This window comes from Xanthomonas sp. CFBP 7698 (assembly GCF_003600855.1).
Classification (GTDB): domain Bacteria; phylum Pseudomonadota; class Gammaproteobacteria; order Xanthomonadales; family Xanthomonadaceae; genus Xanthomonas; species Xanthomonas cannabis.
The window spans coordinates 1113859-1139497 of record NZ_PRDN01000001.1 but is presented as its reverse complement, the minus strand read 5'-3'; the positions used below and the strand labels follow the sequence as shown (position 1 = coordinate 1139497).

Below are 25639 nucleotides of genomic sequence, written 5' to 3'. Positions count from 1 at the left end.
GCGTCACCAGTCCGTTAGTGAATGCGTTCGCCGAGGCCTGCAACCGCGTGCGGGTACAGCGCTTCGAGCAGGCCGAGCAGTTCGATCACATCCACCACCGCGCGGCTGGAATCGGTCAGCGAAAACGGCCGGCCATCGGCCTGGATGGCCTGCTTGGTGGCCAGCAGCAACTGCAGGCCGGTGGTGTCGATCTCGCTGACCGCGCCCAGGTCCAGATGCAAGCCACCCGGATGCGCCAGTGCCGGCTGCAGCAGCGGCTTGAGTTCGGCGGCGCGACGGATGGTCATCTCGCCTTCCAGGGCAAGCGTCAACGGCGCGGGGAGATCGGAAAGCGGGCTGTTCATGAGTGCCTCGGGCGATGCCGCACGGGGAGTGCGCTGACGCGGGATGGATCGCAATGGCATGGGGTGGCGCGGCGCTGTTCTGCACGCGGGGTCATGCCGGTCCATGCTGGTATCGGCGCCTGACAGGAATATTTAGGCCAAATTCAGCGCAATGACGGTTTTGCGAAATACGTCACTGCACGGGCATTAACAGCTCAGCTTCGTCGCAAGCAGGCTCAGGAAGGCACTGTCCCGGGCTGTCCTGGGGACAGGCGAGGCGCTGAATCGAGTGCTCGCTGGCGGTGCGGGTGCTGCCCTACATGGGCGGGGCATGTGCGATTTGCTGTCCCGCGGCGACGGGTTGCGGCCGTTGGCGCTGTCCACTCCGGCGGATCGAACGGGCAGGGCGTGGCGCACAGACGCAACGAGCAGGTGATCGCTCACCTGCTCGCAGGGACCATCGCATTGGCGGCCCCGTCCGGGGCCACATGATCGCCAGGCCGTGCCGCGCTTCAGCCCGGTGCCAACGCCGCCAGCAGGCCGCGTGCAGCATTGAAGCGGTCGGCGCCCTCGGGCATCGGCAGTTTGATGCGCAGCTTGTCCGGGCCGTCCATGGTGTAGATCTTGGGCTGCTTCTGGATCATCTGGATGATGGTCATCGGGTCGATCGACGGCTTGGCCTCGAACACCAGGCGTCCGCCGTTCTCGCCCAGATCCAGCTTGCGCACGCCCAAGGCATTGGCCTGCAGCTTGAGCTCGGCAATGGCGAACAGGTGCTTGACCGGGTCCGGCAACAGGCCGAAACGGTCGATCATTTCCACCTGCAGCTCGCGCAGCGCGTCGGGATCGCGTGCACTGGAAATGCGCTTGTACAGGGTCAGCCGCGTGTGCACGTCCGGCAGGTAGTCCTCCGGAATCAACGCCGCCACATGCAGCTCGACCTCCGCGCCACGCACTTCCTCGCCGGCATCCAGATCGGGCAACTTGCCCTGGCGGATGCTGCGCACGGCGCGTTCCAGCAGCTCGGTGTACAGGCTGAAGCCGACCTCGGCCATCTGCCCGCTCTGGTCTTCGCCCAGCAACTCGCCGGCACCGCGGATTTCCAGATCGTGCGTGGCCAGGGTGAAGCCGGCGCCAAGCTCGTCCATGGATGCAATCGCCTCCAGGCGCTTTTCAGCATCGGAGGTCATCGAGCGCCGATCGGGCACCACCAGGTACGCATAGGCGCGGTGGTGCGAGCGGCCGACGCGGCCACGCAGCTGGTGCAACTGGGCCAGGCCAAACCGATCGGCGCGGTTGATGATGATGGTATTGGCATTGGGGATGTCGATACCCGACTCGATGATCGTGGTCGACAGCAGTACGTTGAAGCGTTGCTTCTGGAAATCCAGCATCACCCGTTCCAGCTCGCGCTCGGGCATCTGCCCGTGTGCGATGCCGATGCGCGCTTCGGGCACCAGTTCGGACAGGTCGCGCTGCATGCGCACGATGCTTTCCACATCGTTGTGCAGGAAATACAGCTGCCCACCACGGCTGAGTTCGCGCTGGAAGGCTTCGCGCAGCAGCGCGTTGTCCCAGGCAGTGATGAAGGTCTGCACTGCCAGCCGGTTCGGCGGCGGGGTGGCGATGATGGACAGATCGCGCAGGCCGGCCATGGCCATATTGAGCGTGCGCGGGATGGGTGTTGCGGTCAGCGTGAGCAGATGCACGTTGGCGCGCATCGCCTTGAGTGCCTCTTTTTGCCGCACGCCGAAGCGCTGTTCCTCGTCGACCACGACCAGACCGAGATCCTTGAACTTCACGTCCGGCTGCAACAGCCGATGCGTGCCGATGATGACGTCGATATCGCCGCTGGCCACCTTCTCCAGTTCGGCCTTGATCTCCTTGGTGCTCTTGAAGCGCGAGAGCACTTCCACCTTCATCGGGTAATCGGCGAAACGGTCGCGGAAATTGCGGTAATGCTGTTCGGCCAGCAGGGTGGTGGGCACCAGCACGGCCACCTGCTTGCCGGCGCTGGCGGCCGCAAACGCGGCGCGCACCGCGACCTCGGTCTTGCCGAAGCCGACATCGCCGCAGACCACGCGGTCCATCGGCTGGCTGCTACCTAGATCGCGCAGCGTCGCATCGATGGCGGCCAACTGGTCGCCGGTTTCCTCGAACGGAAAGCCGGCTGCGAACGGTTCGTACATCGCCCGGTCCACCTGCAAGGCCAGACCCGCACGCGCGCGGCGGCGCGCCTGGATTTCCAGCAATTCGGCGGCCACGTCGCGGACCTTTTCAGCCGCCTTGCGCTTGGCCTTGGTCCATTGCTCGCCACCCAGCGAATGCAGCGGCGCGGTCTCGGCCGAGGCGCCGGAATAGCGGCTGATCAGGTGCAGCTGCGCCACCGGCACATACAGCCGGTCGCCCTTGGCGTATTCGATTTCCAGGAACTCGCCGGGCATGCCGCCGGCATCGAGCACGATCAGGCCGCGGTAACGGCCCACACCGTGATCCTCGTGCACGATCGGCGCGCCTTCGGACAGTTCGCCCAGGTCGCGGATGATCGCTTCCGGCTCGCGTCCCACCCGCCGCGAGCGACGCGGCTGGTTGGCCCGCTCGGGAAACAGCTGGCGCTCGGTGAGCACCGCAATCTGCGGGGCATCCAGCGCAAATCCGTCGTCCAGTGCGGCCACGGTGATGCCGAAACGCAGCTTGCCGGCCAGGAAGGTCGGCACATCGGCCACCACCTCGGGCTTCAACTGCGCGGCGGCCAGCACTTCCATCAAGGCTTCGCGGCGGCCGGCCGAGTCGGCGGCCACCAGCACCCGGCCGGGGTAATGGTGCAGGAACGTCGCCAGCGCCTGGCCAGCGGGCGCGTCCTTCGCGGCCACCGGCAAGGGCGGCAGCGGCTGGTCGCCGAGCGCGGCGGCCTCATCGATGCGCGGATGGTCGCTGGCCCACACTTCGATGCGCGCCAGCTTGTTGAGCCGCTCGCGCAGCGCATCCGGGGATTGGTACAACTCGTCCGGCGGCAGCAGCGGGCGTTCCACATCGTGGCGACGCTGTTCGTAGCGGTTTTGTGCCTGGGTCCAGAACGCATCGGCCGCATTGGAGACACCGCTGGCGATCAACGGCAGGGCGCGCTTGTCCAGGTACTCGAACAAGGTAGCGGTCTTGGCGAAGAACATCGGCAGGTAATACTCGATGCCCGAGGGCGCGATGCCGGACTTGAGGTCCTGGTACAGCGCACTGCGCCGGGTATCCACATCGAAGCGTTCGCGCAGGCAGGCCAGCACGCGTTCGATGCTGGCATCGTCCATCGGCACTTCGCGGCCGGGGAGCATCTTGACCGCGTCCACCTTGTCCAGCGAGCGCTGCGATTCCGGGTCGAAGGCGCGGATCGAGTCGATATCCTCATCCAGCAATTCAACGCGCAGCGGCGTGTCTGCGCCCATCGGGAACACGTCGAGCAAGCCGCCGCGCACCGCGAAGTCGCCCGGGTCCATCACCTGCGGCACGTTGCGGTAGCCGGCGCTTTCCAGGCGGCGTTTTTCCGCATCCAGGTCCAGGCGCTGGCCCACGGTGAGATCGAAACTGCCGCCAACGATGTAGCTCAGGGGCGCCAGCTGCTGCATCAGGGTCTGCACCGGCACGATCACCACGCCCTTGGTCAGGCCGGGCAGGCGATGCAAGGCCGCCAGGCGCTGGCTGATGATTTCCGGGTGCGGGCTGAACTGGTCGTACGGCAGGGTTTCCCAATCGGGAAACGGCACCACCGGCAGCGCGGACTGTTCGCCCAGCAGGGCGAGCAGGTCGGCTTCGATCTGGTGCGCGCTCTGGTTGTCGCGGGCGATCACCAGCAACGGGCCGGCATGTGCTTCGGCGGCACGCGCGATCGACCAGGCCAGCGCCGTCGCAGACGAGGGTGCGCGCCAGTAGGCGCGGAGCTGGCCGGACTTGGGCAGCGGCGGAGAGGGGAAGGTAGGCGACGGCATCAGCCCACAATTTTATCAGAGCCCCCGCCGCGGCCGGTCCATCTGGCGTGAAAGGTGGTTTTGACGGTGTGTGCAGGATGGCGTTGCGGGGGGACAGGCCTCGCTAGCGGTTGCGAGGTCTTGCATTTGTGTTGTTGGCGGCGCTCTGTGGGGGCTGGAAAGTCCAAAGCCGCGCTGGTCGAGTGCGCGGTGCCCTCACCGCTTGCGGGACACGCCGTTAACCCGTCCATGGGGGCTCGATGGCGGCATCCATGCCGCCAACGGTCCCGCAATCGGTAAGGACACCGCACCAGACAGTTGGTTGGTGGCTTACCAGTAGGAACAAAACACCGCACCAGAGCGTTGATCGTTGCGCTGTTGAAAGCTCTGCGAAACGACCAACTCGACTGGTCCTTGCCCGCTCACCGTCGCGGGACCTTGAGCGGCATGGATGCCGCGCCAGAGCCTCCAGGGACGGATTCACGGCGTGTCCCGCGATGGTGGGCGGGCAAGGGCCCCGCAGCAAACACAAAGACGTCGAGGGCGCGGTGCCCTCACGGCTTGCGGGACACGCCGTCAACCCGTCCATGGGGGCTCGGTGGCGGCATCCATGCCGCCAACGGTCCCTCAATCGGCAAGGACACCGCGCCAGACAGTTGGCTGGTGGCTCTGTTGAAGAACGAAAACACCACACCAGAGTGTCGCTGGCAGCTGTTCTGTTGAAAAACTCTGCAAACCGACCATCTCGACTGGTCCTTGCCCGCCCACCGTCGCGGGACCTTGAGCGGCATGGATGCCGCGCCAGAGCCTCCATGGACGGATTCACGGCGTGTCCCGCGATGGTGGGCGGGCAAGGGCCCTGCAGCAAACGCGCAGCCTCGGTCGAGTGCGCGGTGCCCTCACCGCTCGCGGGACACGCCGTTAACCCGTCCATGGGGGCTCGGTGGCGGCATCCATGCCGCCAACGGTCCCTCAATCGGCAAGGACACCGCGCCAGACAGTTGGCTGATGGCCTACTGAAGCGATTCACTGCAGGAGTTGGGCAACGGCTGCGGATCGCCGGCTTATGACATTCGAAAGCGCTGCGACAGGACATCGAATGTGCTGGCAACTGATCCAGTTAAGGACTAGCGCAATTTACTGCTTGCGCCATGCGCACCGACCATCGTGACTGGTCCTTGCCCGCCCACTGTCGCGGGACCTTGCGCGGCATGGATGCCGCGGCAGAGCCTTCAGGGACGGATTCACGGCGTGTCCTGCGATGGTGGGCGGGCAAGGGCCCTGCAGCAAACCAACAGCCGAGCCGCTTCGACGAATCCCGAATCCCGAATCCCAAATCCCAGCCCCTCAGGCATCCAGCTCCAGGACCATCCGCACCAGCTCGGGCGAATCAGGGTGCGCCTGCGGCTTGAAGCCCAGTGACTCGGCCAGCTGCAGCATCGGCACGTTGCTTTGCAGCACATCGCCGAACAGGCAATCCAGGTACTTGCGGCGCGCCCACTTCACCAGCTTGCGCATCAATTGCCGGCCCAGGCCCTGGCCGGCGACGAAGCTGCTGACCAGGATGGTGTATTCGGCCTGGCGGGTGCCCGGCACCAACGCGGCGCGGGCGACCGCACCCACCAGCGCCTCGCCGGGCGGCAGCTGTTCGGCGGCGACCAGCACGATTTCGCTCTTGGGGTTGGGATGGGTCAGGCGTTGCACCATCTCCGGGGTGATTTCGGCGGAGGAGCGCACGAAACGTGCGCGGATTTCCTCCGGGCCCAACAGGCTGAAAGCCCCTTGCAGCGGCGGACCGTCCTCGGGACGGATCGGGCGGAGCAGAAGGGTGCGGCCATTGGGCAGGCTGAAGTTTTCATGCCAGGGAGGCATGCGATTGCGAATGGCCATGACCGGTGTTCCTTGAAGATCGGAAGATTCTGGCACCAGCCCGGCGCGCTACCGTGAATGAATCCGGTGCGTCGTCGGGGGCCAACAGAGGGGTGGCAGTGCTTCCCACGGCACTGTAACGAGCCGAGCCGTGAGCCGGTCGTGAGCTTGGCGTCCGGCTGCGGCGACTGCCGGATGTGCCGAGCCAGTGCGTGCGCAGGCGATTGTGCTTGTGACGCCACACGCGCAATCGCCTGCGCGGCGCGGAGGGCGCGGCAGGCCCTGCCAGTGGCACGCATCTGCAGCGCCCAGGAGCGCGCGCCGATGCGCCACCGCGGTGCGGTCGTCGCTGCAGCGCCTTATCTCGCTGCAGTTCCCGACAGCCGGGCAGGTGGAGCGCACCGCATCACGCGTCCTGGCGCAGCCATTCCAGCCGGGTAGAGGCACCCAGCTCGCCCAGGTGCTTCTTCAGCACCGGCAGCGCCGGCGCCAGCACCTTGTCGAATTGCCAGGGGGCGTTGACGATCAACAGCCCGCTGCCGGTCAGGCGCAGCGGGGAGTCGTCCGGGCGCACCTGCAGCTCGGCCACCAGCACCGACTTGGCCGGCAGCGTGGCGGCCTTGCGCATGAACGGCTGCAGGCTGCGGCGCAGCTTGATCGGGTACCACACCATGCAGATCGCCTGCGGCCAGCGTGCCAGCGCCTCGCGCACGCTGTGGATGATCTGCTGGTATTCGGCATCCTGCGATTCGTACGGCGGGTCGATCAGCACCAGCCCGCGGCCGATCTTGGTCTCGCCGGCGCGTGGCGGCAGAAATGCACGGATGGCCGCATAGCCGTCGCCGGCATGCACGCGCACGCGGTTGTCCTTGGCGAACAGGCCCTTGAGCGCCTCGGCTTCGTCCGGTTGCAGTTCGCAGAACGCCATGCGGTCCTGCGCGCGCAGCGCCTGCGCGGCCAGCAGCGGCGAGCCGGGGTAGTAATTGAGCTGGATGCCTGCGGTGGGGCGGGTGGGCTTCTGGCCGGGCGTGGCCGGGCGGGCCACGGCCTGGTTGTCGGCCTGCACCGCGCGCAGGTAGCGTTCGACCACCTCGGGCAAGGTGGCCTCGGCCATCAGCCGCATCACCCCGGCGTCGGCTTCGTTGGTCTTGCGGCTTTCTTCGCCACCGAGTTGATAGCGCCCGCGCCCGGCGTGGGTGTCGAGCACGAAGAACGGGGTGTCCTTGCGCTTGAGGGTGTCGATCAGGGCAAGCAGGGCGATGTGCTTGAGCACGTCGGCATGGTTGCCGGCATGGAAGGCGTGGCGATAGTTCATCGCGGCAGTGTAAGCGGGCGCGCTGGTTTGCGCTGGCCTGCGGGTCTGGATGTTGCGCGTGCGTGGGCGCCGTGTGCGCCGGGTGCATACCCGCCGCGTCGGCGCTTGGTGTTGTCGAGGGGCGCCGCATTGCGCGCCGTGCCTGCAACCATCGCCCTGTGCGGAGCGCCTGCTGTGCCGCGATGGCGCTACAGGCCGCGCCGGCATGCGGCTATGCTGCGCGGCATGTCCGAATCTCCCGCCCGCGTGCTCGTCGTCGAAGACGAGGCCGCCATTGCCGATACCGTGCTGTACGCGCTGCGCAGCGAAGGCTATGCGCCCGAGCATTGCCTGCTGGGCCGCGAGGCGCTGGCGCGGCTGCGCGCCGAGCCGGCCGATGTGGTGGTGCTGGACGTGGGGCTGCCGGACATCAACGGCTTCGAGGTGTGCCGCAGCCTGCGCAGCTTCAGCGAGGTGCCGGTGATCTTCCTGACCGCGCGCAACGACGAGATCGACCGCGTGCTGGGCCTGGAGCTGGGTGCCGACGACTACATGGCCAAGCCGTTCTCCCCGCGCGAGCTGGTGGCGCGTGTGCGGGCGCGCCTGCGTCGCCGCACGGTGGCAGCAGTGGCAGAGCCCGGCTGGCAGCCGCATGGCGCGTTTGCGATCGACCGCGAGGGCAGCCGCATCCGGTATGGCGATGCCTTGCTGCCGCTGACCCGTTACGAATACGCCGTGCTGGCGGCGTTGCTGCAGCGCCCCGGTGCGATCCTGAGCCGTGCGCAGTTGATGGACCGTGGCTGGGACGCCAGCGCCGACAGCGCCGACCGCACCGTAGACACCCACATCAAGACCTTGCGCGGCAAGCTACGCCTGGCCGGCGTGCCGGCCGACCCGATCCGCACGCACCGTGGTCTGGGCTATGCGCTGGAGCTGTGAGGCGAAGGGCGTGCAGGCGCAGGCGTTGACCGGCGTGGCGCACTGAGATGCGGCTCGGCCTCAAGCTGTTTCTGGGCTTCTTTCTGATCGTCGGGCTGGCCGCGTTCTTCGTGATGCGGGTCTTCGTCAACGAGGTCAAGCCAGGCGTGCGCCAGGCGATGGAAGCGACCCTGGTGGATGCGGCCAATGTGCTGGCGGAAATGGCCAGCGGCGACCTGGCGGCCGGTCACATCGCCGACGGCCGCTTTGCGCGTAACCTGGCGCAGGCGCAGCGGCGTGACCCGAAGGCCTGGGTGTGGCGCTTCCGCAAGAACAACGTGGATTACCGCGTCACCGTGACCGACGCGCGCGGTGTGGTGGTGTTCGATTCGCAAGGCCGCGACGTAGGCCGCGACAATTCGCGCTGGAATGATGTCTACCGCACCTTGCGCGGCGAATACGGCGCGCGTTCCAGTCCGGAAAGCGACGGCGACCCCGGCGCGACCGTCATGCATGTGGCCGCGCCGATTTACGCGCCCGGCCGGCCGGGCACGTTGATCGGCGTGCTCACCCTGGCCCAGCCCAATCGCAGCATCGACCCATTCATCGAAGCCAGCCAGCGCAATATCCTGCAGCGCGGCGCCTGGTTGATCGGCATTTCTGCGTTGATCGGCATCGCGATGACCTGGTGGCTGATGCGCGGCATCGGCCGGCTCAACCGCTATGCGCAGGCGGTGAGCGCCGGCATTCCGGTGCCGCCGCCCAGGCCGCGCGGCGATGAGATCGGCGACCTGGGCCAGGCGCTGGAAACCATGCGCCGCAAGCTGGAAGGCAAGGCCTACGTCGAGCAATACGTGCAGTCGCTGACGCATGAGATGAAGAGCCCGCTGGCGGCGATCCGCGGGGCATCGGAGTTGTTGACCGAGCCGTTGCCCGAGCCCGATCGCCAGCACTTCGTGGCCAGCATCCGCGCGCAGGAGCAGCGGCTGACCGAAACCATCGACAAGCTGCTGGCGTTGGCCGAAGTGGAGCAGCACGGCTGGCTGCAGACGCGCGAGCGAATTGCCGTGCCCACCCTGCTGCAGGCGGCGGTGGACGCCGTGCGGCAGCGTGCCGCCAGCGTCGGTGTGCGGGTGGAGTGCGATGCGGCGGGCGTGGCGGCCAGTACGCAGGCCGTGCAGGGCGACGCCTATCTGTTGCGTCAGGCGTTGGTCAATCTGCTGGAAAACGCCATCGCCTTCTCGCCGGAGGGCGGCACTGTGCGGCTGCATACGCAGGCGCACGACGGCCAGTTGCACCTGCTGGTCGAAGACCGCGGCAGTGGCGTGCCGGACTACGCGATCGAACGCGTCTTCGAGCGGTTCTATTCGCTGGCGCGCCCGCAGACCGGACAACGCAGCTCCGGGCTGGGCCTGCCGTTCGTGCGCGAGGTGGCCCGCCTGCACGGCGGCGAGGTGAGCTTGCGCAATCGCGACGGTGGTGGTGCGGTGGCAATGCTGCGTCTGCCAATCTCCTGAGCCATTGCGGCAGGAGGACCTGTTGCCGGTCGACCACCCACTTCACATTCGCTTCAAATTCGCCTCAAACCCCCACCATCGACGCGGCGCAGCCTGACCACCTCCCAGACTGAGGACGGTCGATGAAATCCCTGAAACTGTTGTTGCGGTTCGCCACCATCGGCGGACTGATCCTGCTGCTGTTGATTCCGTTGTTGCTGATCCGTGGCGCGGTGCAGGACCGCGCGCGCTACCGCGACCAGGCGGTGGAGCGGGTGGCGCAGAGCAAGGCGGGCGAGCAGCAATTCATTGCGCCGGTACGCGTGCTGCCCTACACCGAAGACGTGCAGGTGACCGAGCCGGACGAGCAGGGCAACCAGCGCAAGGTGTGGCGCAAGCGCGAGGGCGCGCTGTTGCAGACGCCGCGCAGCCTGAAGCTCAGTGGCGAGATGGTGCCCTCGGTGCGCGAGGTGGGCCTGTATCGCGTGCAGGTGTATTCGTGGAAGGCGACCCTGCACGCGGAATACGCCCCCTTCGACTATGCCGCCGCACCGACCCGCGTGTATGGCCAGCCGCATCTGGCGGTGGGCATTTCCGATGTGCGCGGGCTGGTGGGCACGCCGCGTCTACAGGTGGACGGCCATGCGGTGACGCTGGAAAGCGGTGCCGGGGCGCTGGCGGATCGATCGACCGGTGTGCATGCCGAGCTGAGCCCGCTGGCCGACCCGCTCGCCGGGCGGCTGCAGGAAGGCAACGTGGTGGACATGCAGTTCGTGCTGGACGGCACCCGCCGGCTGGCCATCGCACCGATCGCCGACAACAACGAGATTGCGTTGCGCTCCAGCTGGCAGCACCCGTCCTTCGGCGGGCGCTTCCTGCCGAATGCGCCCACCATCAGCGATCGCGGCTTCGATGCCAGCTGGTCGTTGTCGTCGCTGGCCACCGGCGCGCAGACGCAGCTGCAATCCAGCCAGTCGTCGCTGGATACGCTGGAAGTGCGCCTGGTCGACCCGGTGGACGTGTATACCCAGGCCGATCGCGCCAGCAAGTACGGCATCCTGTTCGTGGTGCTGACCTTCGTGGCGTTCGTGCTGTTCGAGCTGATCAAGCGCTTGCCGATCCACCCGCTGCAATACCTGCTGGTTGGCCTGGCGCTGGCGATCTTCTTCCTGCTGCTGCTGAGCCTTTCCGAGCACATCGCGTTCTGGCAGGCGTATCTGGTGTCGGCGGCGGCGTGCATCGGGCTGCAGTGTTTCTATCTGTCCGGCGTCTTGCGCAGCTGGGGGCGCGCGGCGGGATTTTCGCTGATGCTCACTGCCTTGTATGGCGTGCTGTACAGCCTGTTGATCTCCGAAGACAACGCGCTGCTGATGGGCTCGTTGCTGCTGTTCGGCATCCTGGCCAGCATCATGTGGGTGACCCGCAAGCTCGATTGGTACGAGCTTGGCAACAGCCTGCGCTGAGGTCGGCATGCGCGCACATGCTCAGGTGATGCGACGGGCGCAGCGTCTGCTGCCCGCCGGGATCGACACGGTGGCGCTGCTTCCCGCAGCGCCACCGCAGTGGGACTGTTCGCCGCTGTCGGCGCTGCCGCTGGCATGCGAGGGCCGCCGTGGGGTGATCGGGTTGCGCCTGCATGCGCGTACCGTGCAGGCGTTGCGCGCGCACGGATCTGCGTTCCTGCAGCGGCAGCGGCAGGCGCAGCCGACCGGCACGCCGGTTCGTGGCTATGGGCCCTGGCAACGCCTGAGCAACGGCAGTTACTGGGCGCGCAGCAGCGACGCCTTGCTCGGCGTGCTGGTGGCCCAGGACGAAGCGGCGGTGTGGTTGCTGTGGCAGCAGCCGGCCAGCACGGCCCGCGCTCATGGCGGCTGGTTGCGTTGAGCCGCGGCGGCACGGCATCGCCCCGGCCAGGCTCGCTTACCATGGCGGCATGACCAGGACCTCCCTCACCGTTGAAACCGTGCGCGGCGCTGCGGTGTTGCCGTATCTGGACGCGCTGGCGCAGTTGCGTATCGCAGTGTTCGCCGCATGGCCATACCTGTACGAGGGCGACGCCGGCTACGAACGCGAGTACCTGGCGGCCTATGCCGCCTCGCCGCAGAGCGTGTTCGTGCTGGCGCGCGATGGCGATGCGGTGGTCGGTGCATCCACCGGCCTGCCGCTGCTGGACGACAGCGATGCGTTCCATGCGCCGTTCCGTGCCGCCGGCATCGAGCCGGCCGGGGTGTTCTATTTCGGCGAATCGGTGCTGCTGCCGGCGTATCGCGGGCAGGGGATCGGCCACGCCTTCTTCGACCAGCGCGAGGCGCATGCCCGCGCGCTGGGCCGGTTTGCGCTCACGGCCTTCTGCTCGGTGGAGCGGGCATCGGACGATCCGCGCAAACCTGCGGACTATCGCCCCAACGATGTGTTCTGGCGCAAGCGCGGTTACGCACCGCGGCCGGGGATGCAGGTGCGGCTGGAATGGGCGGAGTTGCAACGCGGCCCGGTCGACCACAGCTTGCGTGTCTGGACGCGCGCGCTGGACCCTTGAGCGCGCGCACGCGATCGCGCCGTTGCGTGGTCGTTGCTTTTTACTGTCGTGACAGGACTCTTGCCCATGAATGCGCCACTCACCATTGCCGTTGCCAAGTATCCGATCGGCCGGCCGAAGGACTTCGACGCCTTCGCTGCGCGCATGGCGGCGCTGGTCGGCGAGGCCGCCGCGGCCGGTGCACGCGTGGCCGTGCTGCCGGAATATCTGTCGCTGGAGCTGGCCGCCACGTTCGGGACGCAGGTGTCCGCCGGCCTGCCCGAATCGCTGGCCGCGATCCAGGCACTGCGGGGGCGCTGGCTGGAGCTGTTTGCCGGCCTGGCGCGGCAACATCGGCTGCACCTGATCGCGGGAAGTTTTCTGCTGGATCTGGGCCAGGGCCGTTACCGCAACCGCAGCGACTGGTTCACGCCCGCCGGTGGTCACGGTTGGCAAGACAAGTTGCAGCTCACCGGGTTCGAAAAGGGCACCGGGCTGATCGAGCCGGGCGATGCGCTCAAGGTGTTCGACCTGGACGGCGTGCGCGCGGCGATTGCGATCTGCTACGACAGCGAATTCCCGTTGCCGGTGCGGGCGCAGTACGAGGCCGGCGCGCGCCTGCTGGTCGTGCCCAGTTGCACCGACACCGCCGCCGGCGCCACCCGGGTGCGGGTCGGCTGCCTGGCGCGCGCGCTGGAAAACCGCATGTTCGTTGCGCAATCGGTGACCGCGGGCGAGGCGCCGTGGAGCCCGGCGCTGGACGTCAACACCGGCGAAGCGGCAGTGTTTGCGCCGATGGATGTGGGCTTTCCGGAAGACGGCGTATTGGCGCAGACCCGGGGCGAGGCGGTCTGGGCGTACGCGGCGCTGGATGTCGCTGCCTTGGAGGCCAGCCGCGCGCAGGCGCAGGTGGCCAACGACCGTGATTGGCCCGGCCAGTGGGCGGCCGGCCTGGCGCGTGCCCGGCTGGCGCCGTGGGAGTGAGCGTGCGGTGATCGGAGCTTGGACGCGCGGCCGCGTTGGCACCGCCTCGCCACCGTCCGTTCTGTCACCACGGCACCCACCGGTGCGGCGGTCGTGGTGTACTGGCGGTCTTCTTCCGCACCGTCGCCCACCTGCTCAATGGCCAAGAAAACCCTGATTCCGCACAGCGTCCGGCTGGAGTTCACACCTGGCGCACTGGTGCACAGCAATCTTTCCGGCGCGGCGTTCACCGACGACTGGCTGTGGGTCGCCGGCGACGAAGCCTGTGCAGTGGACCGGTTGCGCAAGCTGCCGCCCGGCCAGCGTGAGACCTTGCGCTTCGGCGAGGGGCAGAGTTTTCCGCTGGCCGAGCTGCTGGACCTGCCCGGCGACGATGCCGAGGAAGCCGACCTGGAAGGCATGGGCCTGTCGGACGGGTATCTGTGGGTGGTCGGCTCGCACGGGTTGAAGCGCAAGAACGCCAAGCCCGGTCGCGACGATGCCGACAACGCCAAGCGCCTGAGCAAACTCAAACTCGATGCCAACCGCCGCCTGCTGGCCTGCCTGCCGATCGAGCGCGATGCCGACGGCACCCCGCAGCTGGTGCGCGAAGCCGCCGACGGTCGCCGCGCGTTGCGGCTCAAGGGCGACGCCAGGCACAACCAGCTCACCGAGCTGCTGGCCGACGACCCGCATTTCGGCCCGTTTTTGAAGATCCCGGGCAAGGACAACGGCTTCGATATCGAAGGCATCGTGGTCGACGGTCAGCGTTTGCTGCTGGGCCTGCGCGGGCCGGTGCTGCGTGGCTGGTCGGCGCTGCTGGAGATTGCGGTGGAAGCGCATGGCGACCACCTGCGCCTGGTACCGCTGGACGAGGACGGCACGCTGCTGCGCAAGCACTTCCTGCAGTTGGGTGGGCTGGGCATCCGCGACCTGCATTACTCCGGCGACGATCTGTACCTGCTGGCCGGGCCGACGATGGTGTTGAACGGCGAAATCCGCCTGTTCAAGTGGCCGGATGCGCGCAGCGCGCTGGCTGCCAACCAGGCGCCGGTGCGCTTTCAGCACGATCTGCTGGAATCGGCGGTGTTGCCGCATGGCAAGGACAGCGACCGCGCCGAGGCGATCTGCAACCTGCCCAAGTCGCTGGCCGGCAAGATCCCCACCTGGCTGGTGCTGTATGACGCCCCGGGCGCGGCCCGCAGCGGCGGCAATTGCGTGGTATACGGCGACCTGCTGCGTAATCGCTGAGCAGTGGGCCGGGCAGGGTCACGTCGCGCAAGGTAAAATCGGCGCACACCCGTTTCGCCGAGCGCTCCATGACCTGCCGCACCCGCTTCGCTCCCAGCCCCACCGGTTACCTGCACATCGGCGGCGCCCGCACCGCCCTGTATTGCTGGCTGGAGGCACGCCACCGTGGCGGGCAGTTCGTGCTGCGCATCGAGGACACCGACCGCGAACGCAGCACGCAGGAAGCGATCGACGCCATCCTGGAAGCGATGGACTGGCTGGGCCTGAACTACGACGAAGGCCCGATCTACCAGACCCAGCGCGTGGCCCGCTATCAGGAGGTCGCCGAGCAGCTGCTCGCGCAGGGCAAGGCGTATTACGCCTATGAAACCCGCGAAGAGCTCGACGCCATGCGCGAAGCGGCGATGGCCCGGCAGGAAAAGCCACGCTACAACGGCGCCGCGCGCGAGCAGAACCTGCCGTACCGCGACGACCCCAATCGCGTCATCCGCTTCAAGAATCCCATCGGCGGCACGGTGGTGTTCGAGGACCTGATCAAGGGCCGCATCGAGATCGCCAACAGCGAGCTCGACGACATGGTGATCTTCCGCCCGGACGGCTTCCCCACCTACAACTTCGCGGTGGTGGTGGACGACTGGGACATGGGCATCACCGAGGTGATCCGCGGCGACGACCACATCAACAACACCCCGCGCCAGATCAACATCTATGAAGCGCTGGGCGCACCGGTGCCCAGGTTCGCGCACATGCCGATGATCCTGGACGAGCAGGGCGCCAAGCTGTCCAAGCGCACCGGCGCGGCCGACGTCATGCAGTACAAGGACGCCGGCTATCTGCCGCATGCGTTGATCAATTATCTGGCACGCCTGGGCTGGTCGCATGGCGACCAGGAGCTGTTCACGCCGCAGGAACTGCTGGAGCTGTTCGACGTCAAGGACGTCAATTCCAAGGCCGCGCGCCTGGACATGGCCAAGCTGGGCTGGGTCAACCAGCACTATCTGAAGACCGACGACCCGGCCAGCATCGCCCCCCAGCTGGAATACCAGCTTGCCAAGCTGGGGGTGGACATCGCCGCCGGCCCGGCCGCTGCGGATGTGGTGGTGGCGTTGCGCGAGCGCGTGCAGACGCTGAAGGAAATGGCCGAAAAAGCCGTGGTCTGGTACCAGCCGCTGGAGGTCTACGACGAAGCGGCGGTGATGAAGCACCTGAAGCTGGGTGCCGAGGTGCCGCTGGGCAAGGCGCGCGAACTGCTGGCTGCGCTGAGCGAATGGAGCGTGGAGGGCGTATCGGCGGCGTTGCACGATGCGGCCGCTGCGTTGGAACTGGGCATGGGCAAGGTCGCCCAGCCGCTGCGCGTGGCCATCACCGGCACCCAGGTCAGCCCGGATATTTCGCAGACGGTGTACCTGGCCGGCCGCGAGGGTGCCTTGAAACGCATCGATGCGGCACTCATCAAGATTGGAGCGGCCTGACGCCGGAGCCTGTATGACCAAGCACACCCACGCCCAAGACCACGCCTGTACCGAGCCGCACCACCACGTCGACGACGCCAACGGCTTCGTGCGCGCGGTGGAGCGCGCCTGCAGCGAGCGCGGCCTGCGGCTGACCCCCATCCGCGCCAATGTGCTGCGGCTGATTGCCGACGCCGGCAAGCCGGTCAAGGCCTACGAACTGCTGGACTGGGTGCGCGAGGGCAAGGGCGTGGGCGCCGATGCACCGCCCACGGTGTACCGCGCGCTGGATTTCCTGATGGCCAATGGCTTTGTGCACAAGCTCGAATCGGTCAACGCCTTCGTCGCCTGCCATCACCCCAACAGCGCCCAGCACTCGGTGCCGTTCCTGATCTGCGACCGCTGCCACAGCGCAGTGGAACTGGAAGACCGCGAGGTGGTCTCGCAACTGGAAGCCCGCGCCAAGGCGCTCGGGTTCCAGCCGCAGGCGCAGACGCTGGAAGTGCATGGCCTGTGCGCCAAGTGCGCGGTGGCGGAGTGACGATCGCCTGGGAAACAGGCGATTTATCGACCTGGCGGCAATAGAAACACGCGCACTCGGCTGCCGATGGATGCGCTCTGCAAGCTACCGAACTACGCCACCGCGCATCACGCCGCGGCGGCGGTCTTGCACCCATAGCCCGCCAGGAACAAATCTACCGCGCGTCGCGTTGCCTCGCGCAAATACTCGGGCGAGGGGTCCTTGAGCGCGCCGAACAGGCAGGGCATCAGGGTTTCCGCTTCCAGCAGCGCGCCGAACTGCCTTGACGCGATCAGGACGTCGGCGCAGCGGATCACGCCGCGATCCATCTGTGTCTGCAGGAAGTCGGCCATGCGTTGCACGCCTTCTTCGGGGCCTGCATTGAAGAACAGTGCCCCCACGTCCGACCGCCCCGACACGCCGATGATGGTCTGCCAGATCGTGATCGAGCTGGGGGCGCACAGGAAGCTGAGGATGTCCTCGCCGAAGCGCTGCAGGGTTTCCGCAACGGGGCCGCTGCTTTGTGACAACGCGTCCAGCAACGGGTCGATGTAGCGGTCTGACATGTCTTTGGCAAACGCCACGAACAACTCTTCCTTGGACGGGAAATAGCCGTACAGCGTGCGCTTGGAGCCGCCGACCCGGGCGGCGATCTGCGACATCGACGCGCCTTCGAAGCCCAGTTCGAGGAACACCTCGCTGGCGGCCTGAATGATCGCATCGCGCTTTTCTTCGGTTCTGACCCGCATCAGGTTCTCCCAATAATTCATAAGTATACCGACTGGGCAGAAATGCTTGACGGCTACGGATGCGCTTATTAGGATACCGAACCGTACCGTTTAGATTTAACCATTACAACTCCCGTCGGAGACCTGCCCGTGCGTGCCCATGCCTCGTTTCGCCTGTCGTTGCTTGCTGTTGCCGTTGCCGCCACCGCCTTGCTCAGCGCCTGCGGCAGCCCGCCGGGCGGCCCGCCGCCGCAGGAGGGCACCCCTGAAATGGGCGTGCTGACCGTCAAGCAGCAGCCGGTGACGCTGACCACCGAATTGCCGGGGCGCACCGTTCCGTACCTGATCGCCGAAATTCGCCCGCAGGTGGGTGGCCTTGTGCAGTCGCGCCAGTTCACCGAAGGCGGCGACGTCAAGGCCGGGCAGACCCTGTACCAGATCGACCCGGCCCAGTACCGCGCCAGCTATGCTAGCGCCCAGGCCTCGCTGGCCAAGGCCGAGGCGACCCTGCGCACGGCGCAGCTCAAGGCCGAGCGCTACACCGAGCTGGCCCAGATCAAGGCGATCAGCCAGCAGGAGGGCGACGACACCGCCGCCGCGCTGGGCCAGGCCGAGGCCGACGTGGCCGCCGGCAAGGCCAGCGTGGAGACCGCCCGCATCAACCTGGCGTTCGCACGCCTGGATGCGCCGATTTCCGGCCGTATCGGCCGCTCCAGCGTCACACCCGGTGCGTTGGTCACTGCCAACCAGGCCACGGCGCTGACCACCATCCAGCAACTGGACCCGATCTATATCGATGTCACCCAGCCGAGCGCAGCCGTGCTGCGGCTGAAGCAGGCGATGGCGCGCGGCGACCTGGAACAGGCTGGCGAGGGCGCGGCCAAGGTGTCGCTGCTGCTGGAGGACGGCAGCCACTACCCGCTGCAGGGGCACCTGGCGTTCTCCGACGTCACCGTGGACCAGGCCACCGGCTCGATCACCTTGCGCGCGGTGTTCCCCAACCCCAATGCCGACCTGTTGCCGGGCATGTACGTGCGCGCGGTGCTGCAGGAGGGCGTCAAGCAGCAGGGCATGCTGGTGCCGCAGCAGGCAGTGACGCGTAACGGCGCCGGCAAGCCGACCGCGTTCGTGGTGGGCAGCGACCGCAAGCTGCACCTGCGCCTGCTGGATGTCGACCGTGAGGTTGGCGACCAGTGGCTGGTCCGCAGCGGCCTGAGGCCCGGCGAGCAACTGGTGGTGGAAGGCGCCTCGCGCGCGCGCGATGGCATCGAGGTCAAGACCGTGCCGTGGCAGCCCAAGCGTGGCAATGCCGATGCCGCGGCTGCCGCCCCGACCGCACCGCGTGCGGCCAACTGAGGCGGAGCACACGACATGGCACGCTTTTTTATCGACCGTCCGATCTTTGCGTGGGTGTTGGCCATCATCGTGATGCTGGCCGGCATCCTGTCCATTGCCACCTTGCCGATTGCGCAATATCCCAGCATCGCACCGCCCGCCGTGGCCATCACCGCCAACTACCCCGGTGCATCGGCGCAGACCCTGGAAGACACCGTCACCCAGGTCATCGAGCAGAAGATGAAGGGGCTGGACCATCTCAGCTACATGGCCTCCACCAGCGAATCCAGCGGTGCGGTAACCATCACCCTGACCTTCGAGAACGGCACCGACCCGGACACGGCGCAGGTGCAGGTGCAGAACAAGTTGTCGCTGGCCACGCCGTTGTTGCCGCAGGAAGTGCAACAGCAGGGCGTGACAGTGACCAAGTCGGCCACCAACTTCGTCAACGTGCTGGCCTTTACGTCCGAAGACGGCAGCATGAGCGATTCGGACCTGTCCGATTACGTGGCTGCCAACGTGCAGGAGACCATCAGCCGCGTCGAAGGCGTGGGCGACACCACCTTGTTCGGTTCGCAATACGCCATGCGCATCTGGCTGGACCCGGACAAGTTGACCAATTTCAATCTCACGCCGGTCGACGTGCGCACCGCCATCCAGGCACAGAACGCACAGGTGTCGGCCGGCCAGCTCGGCGCGTTGCCGGCGGTGGCCAACCAACAGCTCAATGCCACCATCACCGCGCAGACCCGGCTCAAGACGGCGCAGGAATTCGAAAACATCCTGCTGCGCACCCAGGCCGATGGCGCACAGGTGCGCTTGCGCGATGTGGCGCGCGTGGAACTGGGCAGCGAAAGCTACAACACGGTCGGCCGTTACAACGGCAAGCCGGCCGCCGGTCTTGCGATCAAGCTGGCCACCGGCGCGAATGCGCTGGATACGGTACGTGCGATCGATAAAAGCCTGGAAGAACAGCAGAAATTCTTCCCGCCGGGCATGAAGGTGCAAAAGCCGTACGACACCACGCCGTTCGTGCGCATCTCCATCGAGCAGGTGGTGCATACGCTGGTGGAAGCGGTGGTGCTGGTGTTTCTGGTGATGTACCTGTTCCTGCAGAACTTCCGTGCCACCTTGATTCCGACCATTGCGGTGCCGGTGGTGTTGCTGGGCACGTTCGGCGTCCTCGCCGCTTTCGGTTTCACCATCAACACGCTGACCATGTTCGCGATGGTGCTGGCAATCGGCCTGCTGGTGGACGATGCCATCGTGGTGGTGGAAAACGTCGAACGTGTGATGGGCGAAGAGCAACTGTCGCCCAGGGAGGCCACGCGCAAGTCGATGGACCAGATCTCCGGCGCACTGGTGGGCGTGGCGCTGGTGCTGGCTGCGGTGTTCGTGCCAATGGCGTTCTTTGGCGGCTCGACCGGTGTGATCTACCGCCAGTTCTCGATCACGATCGTGTCCGCGATGACCTTGTCGGTGCTGGTGGCGATGATCCTCACCCCGGCCCTGTGCGCCACCTTGCTCAAGCCGGTGCAACCAGGCCACGGCATGGCGACCACCGGCTTCTTCGGCTGGTTCAACCGCATCTTCGATCGCGGCAACACCCGCTATCAGGGCGTGGTGCGGCACATGCTGGGCAAGGGGGGGCGCTACATGCTGGCCTACGCCGTGCTGCTGGCGCTGGTGGTGGTGGGCTTCATGAAATTACCGGTGGGCTTTTTGCCGGATGAAGACCAGGGCACCTTGTTCGTGCTGGTGCAGTTGCCGCCGGGCGCATCGCATGCGCGCACCAGCGAGGTGCTCGAGCAGGTGGAGCATCACTTCCTGGTCGACCAGAAGGACTCGGTGTCGGGCGTGTTCGCGGTGTCCGGTTTCAGTTTTGCCGGCACCGGGCAGAACGTGGGCCTTGCCTTCGTCAAGTTGCGGCCCTGGGACGAACGCACCGGCAAGGGCCAGAGCGTGACCGATGTGGCGGGCAAGGCCGGCGCGTTCTTTGCCGGCATCCGCGACGCGCAGGTATTTGCGTTTGCGCCGCCAGCGGTGTCGGAGCTGGGCAATGCCACCGGTTTCGATCTGATGCTGCAGGACCGCGCCAATCTGGGGCACGACGCGCTGATGCAGGCACGCAATCAACTGCTGGCCGAACTGTCGCAGGACAAGCGGCTGGTCGGCGTGCGTCCGAACGGGCAGGAAGACACGCCCGAGTTCAAGCTGGAGATCGACCCGCACCGCGCGCAGGCGATGGGCGTGTCGATCGCCGACATCAACAACACGTTCTCCAGCGCGTGGGGCAGCGTGTACGTCAACGACTTCATCGACAAGGGCCGCGTCAAGAAGGTGATGCTGCAGGCCGATGCGCCGTACCGCATGAACCCGCAGGACGTGGATCGCTGGTTCGTGCGCAACAGCGCCGGCACCATGGTGCCGTTCAACGCCTTCGCCACGGTGAGCTGGCGCTCGGGGTCGCCGCGGCTGGAGCGCTACAACAGCGTGCCGTCGGTGGAGATTCTGGGCATGGCAATGCCCGGTGCGGCCTCCAGCGGCGAGGCGATGCAGATCGTGGAGGCTGCGGCGGCAAAACTGCCGCCGGGCATCGGCTTCGAGTGGACCGGTCTGTCGCGCCAGGAAAAATCCTCGACCGGCCAGACCGGGTTGTTGTACGGCCTGTCGATCCTGATCGTGTTCCTGTGTCTGGCGGCGCTGTACGAGAGCTGGGCGATTCCGTTCTCGGTGATCCTGGTGGTGCCGCTGGGCGTATTCGGCACGCTGCTGGGCGCCATGCTGACCTGGAAAATGAACGACGTGTACTTCCAGGTGGGCCTGCTCACCACCATTGGCCTGGCGTCGAAGAACGCGATCCTGATCGTGGAGTTCGCCAAGGAGCTGCACGCCGGTGGCAAGAGCCTGATCGAGTCCGCGCTGGAAGCGGCGCGCATGCGCTTGCGGCCGATCCTGATGACGTCGCTGGCCTTCATCCTGGGCGTGGTGCCGCTGGTGCTCGGCAGTGGTGCCGGTGCCGGCGCGCAGCATGCGCTGGGGACCGCGGTGATCGGCGGCATGCTGTCCGGCACGGTCCTGGCGGTGTTCTTCGTCCCGCTGTTCTTCGTGCTGGTGAGCGGCCTGTTCAAGCGTCGCCCGCAAGCGGCCGTGCCCGTTCCGCAACCCACAGGACACTGACATGACTCCGATCCGCATGACACTTGCCGCGATCGCGGTGGCCAGCGTGCTGTCTGGCTGCACGATGATGCCGCGCTACGCGCGTCCCGATGCGCCGGTGCCGGACACGTTCGCTGGCGCCACGTCCATTGCCACGCCGCAGGCGGCTGCAGTGGATGCGGCGCGCACCGTTGCCGACATCGGCTGGCGCGAGGTATTCACCGACCCGGCATTGCAGCAGGTCATCGAGCTGGCCCTGCAGAACAACCGCGACCTGCGCGTGGCAGCACTCAATATCGAAGTGGCGCGTGCGCAATACCGGGTGGAGCGCGCCGCGCTGCTGCCGGCCATCGATGGCACCGGCACTGCCAACAACGCGCGCACGCCGGCGGAACTGGCCATCCCCGGCCAGCCGGCGGTGTTTCGCACCTACAGCGCCAACATCGGCATCAGCGCGTACGAGCTGGACCTGTTCGGGCGGGTGCGCAGTCTGAAGGAACAGGCGCTGCAACAGTTCCTGTCCACGGCCGAGGCCCGCCGCAGCGCGCACATCAGCCTGGTGGCAGAGGTGGCCACTGCCTACCTGACCCTGGCTGCCGATCAGGCGTCGCTGCACCTGGCGCAGTCCACCCTGAGCAGCCAGAGCGCCAGCTACCGCCTGCAGCAACGCAGTTTCGAGCTGGGTGTGGCCTCGCAACTCACCTTGCGCCAGGCACAGACCACGGTGGAAACCGCGCGCGTGGAGGTGGAGCGCTACACCGCACAGGTGGCGCAGGATCGTAATGCGCTGGTGCTGCTGGTTGGCACGTCCGTGCCCGATACCCTGTTGCCGCGCGCCTTGCCCGACGGCGCCAGTGTCGAGGGCAATGTGCTGGCCAGCGTGCCGGCCGGGGTGCCGTCGCAGTTGCTGCAGCGCCGCCCGGACATCCTGGAGGCCGAGCGCAACCTGCGCGCGGCCAATGCCAACATCGGTGCGGCGCGTGCGGCGTTCTTCCCCAGCATCAGCCTGACCGGCTCGCTGGGGTCGTCCAGCAGCAGCCTGTCGAACCTGTTCGATTCCGGCACCCGCGCCTGGAGTTTCGTGCCGTCGCTGACCTTGCCGATCTTCAATGCCGGGCGCAACCGCGCCAACCTGGACATGGCCAAGGCCAACCGCGAGATCGAAGTGGCGCGCTACGAAAAATCCATCCAGAGCGCCTTCCGCGAAGTCTCCGACGCGCTGGCCCAGCGCGACACCCTGGGGCGGCAATTGCAGGCGCAACAGGCCTTGGTCGATGCAACTGCCGATAGCTACCGGCTGTCGCAGGCGCGTTTTGAACGCGGCATCGACAGCTATCTGCAGGCGCTGGATGCACAGCGCTCGCTCTACAGCGCGCAGCAGACGCTGATCGCCACCCAGTTGTCGCGCTTCACCAATCTGGTGACCTTCTACAAGGCGATGGGCGGCGGCTGGTTGCAGACGGCACAACCGGAGCTGGCCAGCGTGGGGACGGCGCAACCCCGTGGATGAAGCCGGTCCGGCGCCGGACGCGCCACCGCTGCCAGCACCGTCCGGCAAACGTGGCGCAATCGTCGCGGCGGCACTGCGGCTGTTTCAGCAACGCGGCTTCGATCGCACCAGCATGGAGACCATCGCCACCCATGCGATGGTGTCCAAGGCCACGGTGTATGCGTATTTCGCGTCCAAGGAAGTGCTGTTCCGCACCACCCTGGACGCAGTGGCGCAGGCGTCGCCGAACCGGTGGGACGCGTTGCTGGCGCTGCGCGGCCCACTGCAGCAACGGTTGATTGCGGTGGCCAACGCGGTGGTGGGAGTGGCGAGCCGCAGCGCACCGGACGATGCGGAATACGGTTTGGTGCGCCCACCGCTGTTGCCGAGCCAGATGCGCGAGGAGATGTGGATGCTGTGCTTCGAGCGTTACGACGGCATGATGCGCACGCTGCTGGCCCGCGAGGTGGCCCAGGGTGTCCTGGTGATCGACAACCTGCCGGATGCCTCGGTGCATTTCTTCGGGTTGATGGCCGGGCTACCGGCCAATGCGGCGGTGCGCAGCGGTGCGGCGCATGCCGGTGCTGCGCAGGTATCGGCCTACGTCAGCGGCGCAGTGGCATTGTTCCTGCGTGCCTATCGACCCGTTGTGGCACAGCCAGTGGCGCAGCAGAAGCGCGAGACGCCGAGCGGGTTCTAGCGACGTAGTCCTCATGCCGCTTCGGTCGCATCCGGTGTGCTGGCGCGCAGCCGCTGTGCATCGCGGGCCGGGGGTTCGCCCAGGATGCGCGCGTAGTCGCGGCTGAACTGCGAGGCGCTTTCGTAGCCGACCCGGAAGCCGGCGTCGGCGGCGGTGAGTGCCTCGGCCACCATCAGCCGGCGCGCCTCGTGCACGCGCAGGTGCGAGCGGTATTCCAGTGGCGTCATCGAGGTCACCGTCTTGAAATGCGCATGGAAGGTGGAGCGGCTCATGGCTGACAGGTCCGCGATCTGCTCGATGCTGAAACGCTGCGCATAGTGCTCGCGCAACCAGACGATGGCCTTGGAGATCTGGTTGAGCCGGCTGTCGGCGATGGCCATCTGGCGCACCACCGCGTTGGCGGGATCGGCCATCAGGCGGTACAGCAGCTCGCGGGTCACCAGCGGTGCCAGCGCGGCGATTTCCTGCGGCCGGTCGAGCAGGCGTGCCAGCCGCACGGCGGTGTCGTGCAGCGGCGACGTGCTGTGGTTGAGCAGCAGGCCGGTTGCGGCAGCGTCGCGTTGCGGCTCGGCCAGTTCGGGGTGATGGATGGCCAGCTCGCTGAGTACGGCGGTGTCCAGATCCAGGCAGAAGCACAGGTAGGGTTGCGCGGCGCTGGCCTGGGTGACCGAGCCGACGATGGGCAGATCCACCGAGGCCACCAGATACATGTCCGGGTGATAGTCGTAGGCCTGCGCGCCCAGCATCGCGCGCTTGCGGCCCTGCGCCACCAGGCACAGCATCGGCGTGTAGACGGTCGGGATGGACAGCGTTTGCGTGGAGCTGCGCATGATCTGCAGCCCGGCAATCGCGGTGGCATGCAGGCCGTCGGCCGGCGCATGCCGTAGTAACAGGGTGCTCAACTCGATCAGCGAAGACATGCGCAACTCGTCGATGGTGCAGGGCGGCCCGGCCGCGACGGGCCGATCGTACAAGACCGCAGGTCATGCGGCCGGCAACGGGGTTGGCGAACGCAGCCGCCTGCACGAGCTCGCGCGTGGTCACCGACGCGATGGCCTGCCGGCGGCGCAGCGGCTGCTGATAGCGCGCTCACGCGCGCGCCGTATCATGGCGGCCCGCTCCCGTGCCTGCGCCACCCATGCCTGCAAAGCCCTTGTCCCTGCCGACGCCGACCACCGCTGCCGAGTGGAAACGCCTCGAAGCTGCAGCCAGCGCAGAGCTCGCCCGGCGTACCGCGCAGGCGCATCAGCAGATCCTGGGGCTGTTGAGCACGCATGGGCACCTGTTGAGCGATGCGCAGCGCCGCAGTCTGCACAAGCGCCTGCAACGCGGCGGGCGTTGAGCGTGTGCCGCCGGCGCCCGAGGTCAGGCGCCGCGCACTGGTCTGCCGCAGCGTGAGCCGGGATGCAGGCGAGCGGCGCGATCGGTGGGGCGCCGACCTGCATGATTGCACTGCCGGCAGCCGTCACTGCCGAGCGCTGCCATTCCCTGCGCATCTGCATCGGCCACCGACGCGGCCGCCACCGCCCGCTTAAGAGCAGCTAACAAAACTACTGCGCGGCCGTCAGGCGGGCGCGGTCGGTGCTCGGAATCCTCATGTACCACTTGTACACTGCGGTTCCTCCGCGCCGTCCGCACCCACCTGACGACCGCTCGCTACGTTTTGTTAGCC

At 67.1% G+C, this 25639-nt stretch carries 20 protein-coding genes and 1 other RNA gene; 15 read left to right on the top strand and 6 right to left on the bottom strand.

Translation table 11 applies throughout. The annotated features are described in order from the left end of the window. Positions 1-14: 14 nt before the first annotated feature. The 4 genes from XnspCFBP7698_RS04800 to rlmJ form a co-directional block, all read right to left on the bottom strand. Positions 15-344 carry an STAS domain-containing protein gene (locus tag XnspCFBP7698_RS04800; RefSeq protein ID WP_039414978.1) on the bottom strand — a complete coding sequence of 110 codons (330 nt, stop codon included), beginning with the start codon at positions 342-344 and terminating at the stop codon, positions 15-17. Positions 345-835: 491 nt separating this feature from the next. Further along, positions 836-4300 carry a transcription-repair coupling factor gene (gene mfd / locus XnspCFBP7698_RS04795; protein ID WP_104581735.1) on the bottom strand — a complete coding sequence of 1155 codons (3465 nt, stop codon included), beginning with the start codon at positions 4298-4300 and terminating at the stop codon, positions 836-838. A gap of 1326 nt (positions 4301-5626) precedes the next feature. Then, positions 5627-6169 (bottom strand): GNAT family N-acetyltransferase, encoded by a 543-nt coding sequence (locus XnspCFBP7698_RS04775; RefSeq protein ID WP_047697449.1) that lies wholly within the window; start codon positions 6167-6169, stop codon positions 5627-5629. A gap of 385 nt (positions 6170-6554) precedes the next feature. Beyond that, a complete protein-coding gene (rlmJ, locus tag XnspCFBP7698_RS04770; protein ID WP_104580569.1) occupies positions 6555-7463 on the bottom strand; it encodes a 23S rRNA (adenine(2030)-N(6))-methyltransferase RlmJ in 909 nt (302 codons plus the stop codon). Positions 7464-7676: 213 nt separating this feature from the next. Here rlmJ and creB point away from each other — a divergent pair, with 213 nt between their 5' ends. The 9 genes from creB to XnspCFBP7698_RS04725 all read left to right on the top strand — a co-directional run bounded on the left by creB (position 7677) and on the right by XnspCFBP7698_RS04725 (position 16577). Next, entirely contained in the window at positions 7677-8381 is a 705-nt protein-coding gene (gene creB, locus XnspCFBP7698_RS04765; protein WP_184384983.1) for a two-component system response regulator CreB, read from the top strand. 47 nt (positions 8382-8428) lie between these two features. After that, entirely contained in the window at positions 8429-9877 is a 1449-nt protein-coding gene (gene creC / locus XnspCFBP7698_RS04760) for a two-component system sensor histidine kinase CreC (protein WP_104580568.1), read from the top strand. A gap of 122 nt (positions 9878-9999) precedes the next feature. After that, entirely contained in the window at positions 10000-11319 is a 1320-nt protein-coding gene (gene creD, locus XnspCFBP7698_RS04755) for a cell envelope integrity protein CreD (RefSeq protein WP_104580567.1), read from the top strand. A gap of 7 nt (positions 11320-11326) precedes the next feature. Next, entirely contained in the window at positions 11327-11740 is a 414-nt protein-coding gene (locus XnspCFBP7698_RS04750) for a hypothetical protein (protein ID WP_104580566.1), read from the top strand. Between the two features lie 49 nt (positions 11741-11789). Beyond that, the gene (locus XnspCFBP7698_RS04745; protein WP_104580565.1) at positions 11790-12392 is read left to right on the top strand and encodes a GNAT family N-acetyltransferase; all 603 of its coding nucleotides are present in this window, start codon (positions 11790-11792) and stop codon (positions 12390-12392) included. A 66-nt stretch (positions 12393-12458) separates the two neighbouring features. Then, positions 12459-13355 carry a carbon-nitrogen hydrolase family protein gene (locus XnspCFBP7698_RS04740; RefSeq protein ID WP_104580564.1) on the top strand — a complete coding sequence of 299 codons (897 nt, stop codon included), beginning with the start codon at positions 12459-12461 and terminating at the stop codon, positions 13353-13355. 138 nt (positions 13356-13493) lie between these two features. Further along, positions 13494-14585 (top strand): DUF3616 domain-containing protein, encoded by a 1092-nt coding sequence (locus XnspCFBP7698_RS04735; RefSeq protein ID WP_104580563.1) that lies wholly within the window; start codon positions 13494-13496, stop codon positions 14583-14585. A 68-nt stretch (positions 14586-14653) separates the two neighbouring features. Next, positions 14654-16057 carry a glutamate--tRNA ligase gene (gltX, locus tag XnspCFBP7698_RS04730; protein WP_104580562.1) on the top strand — a complete coding sequence of 468 codons (1404 nt, stop codon included), beginning with the start codon at positions 14654-14656 and terminating at the stop codon, positions 16055-16057. A gap of 13 nt (positions 16058-16070) precedes the next feature. Then, the gene (locus tag XnspCFBP7698_RS04725; protein WP_039413527.1) at positions 16071-16577 is read left to right on the top strand and encodes a transcriptional repressor; all 507 of its coding nucleotides are present in this window, start codon (positions 16071-16073) and stop codon (positions 16575-16577) included. Between the two features lie 107 nt (positions 16578-16684). Here the strand turns inward: XnspCFBP7698_RS04725 and XnspCFBP7698_RS04720 are convergent, their stop codons facing one another. Then, the gene (locus XnspCFBP7698_RS04720) at positions 16685-17326 is read right to left on the bottom strand and encodes a TetR/AcrR family transcriptional regulator (RefSeq protein WP_179454232.1); all 642 of its coding nucleotides are present in this window, start codon (positions 17324-17326) and stop codon (positions 16685-16687) included. A gap of 108 nt (positions 17327-17434) precedes the next feature. Here XnspCFBP7698_RS04720 and XnspCFBP7698_RS04715 point away from each other — a divergent pair, with 108 nt between their 5' ends. Genes XnspCFBP7698_RS04715 through XnspCFBP7698_RS04700 form a run of 4 tightly spaced genes read left to right on the top strand, consistent with a single transcriptional unit; the run spans position 17435 to position 23967 of the window. Then, on the top strand, positions 17435-18640 hold the full coding sequence (locus tag XnspCFBP7698_RS04715; RefSeq protein ID WP_104580561.1) for an efflux RND transporter periplasmic adaptor subunit: 1206 nt from the start codon (positions 17435-17437) through the stop codon (positions 18638-18640). Between the two features lie 15 nt (positions 18641-18655). Then, a complete protein-coding gene (locus XnspCFBP7698_RS04710; RefSeq protein ID WP_104580560.1) occupies positions 18656-21799 on the top strand; it encodes an efflux RND transporter permease subunit in 3144 nt (1047 codons plus the stop codon). A 1-nt stretch (position 21800) separates the two neighbouring features. Then, the gene (locus XnspCFBP7698_RS04705) at positions 21801-23288 is read left to right on the top strand and encodes an efflux transporter outer membrane subunit (RefSeq protein WP_104580559.1); all 1488 of its coding nucleotides are present in this window, start codon (positions 21801-21803) and stop codon (positions 23286-23288) included. Continuing rightward, a complete protein-coding gene (locus XnspCFBP7698_RS04700; RefSeq protein ID WP_104580558.1) occupies positions 23281-23967 on the top strand; it encodes a TetR/AcrR family transcriptional regulator in 687 nt (228 codons plus the stop codon). Before XnspCFBP7698_RS04705 ends, XnspCFBP7698_RS04700 begins: the two co-directional genes overlap by 8 nt. 11 nt (positions 23968-23978) lie before the next feature. Here XnspCFBP7698_RS04700 and XnspCFBP7698_RS04695 read toward each other — a convergent pair whose 3' ends face one another. Then, the gene (locus XnspCFBP7698_RS04695; RefSeq protein ID WP_123137346.1) at positions 23979-24887 is read right to left on the bottom strand and encodes an AraC family transcriptional regulator; all 909 of its coding nucleotides are present in this window, start codon (positions 24885-24887) and stop codon (positions 23979-23981) included. Positions 24888-25105: 218 nt separating this feature from the next. On the opposite strand from XnspCFBP7698_RS04695, the gene XnspCFBP7698_RS04690 reads away from it, so the two are divergent. Beyond that, positions 25106-25309 (top strand): hypothetical protein, encoded by a 204-nt coding sequence (locus tag XnspCFBP7698_RS04690; RefSeq protein WP_104580557.1) that lies wholly within the window; start codon positions 25106-25108, stop codon positions 25307-25309. Positions 25310-25563: 254 nt separating this feature from the next. After that, positions 25564-25639, top strand: a non-coding RNA gene (locus XnspCFBP7698_RS04685) — sX9 sRNA.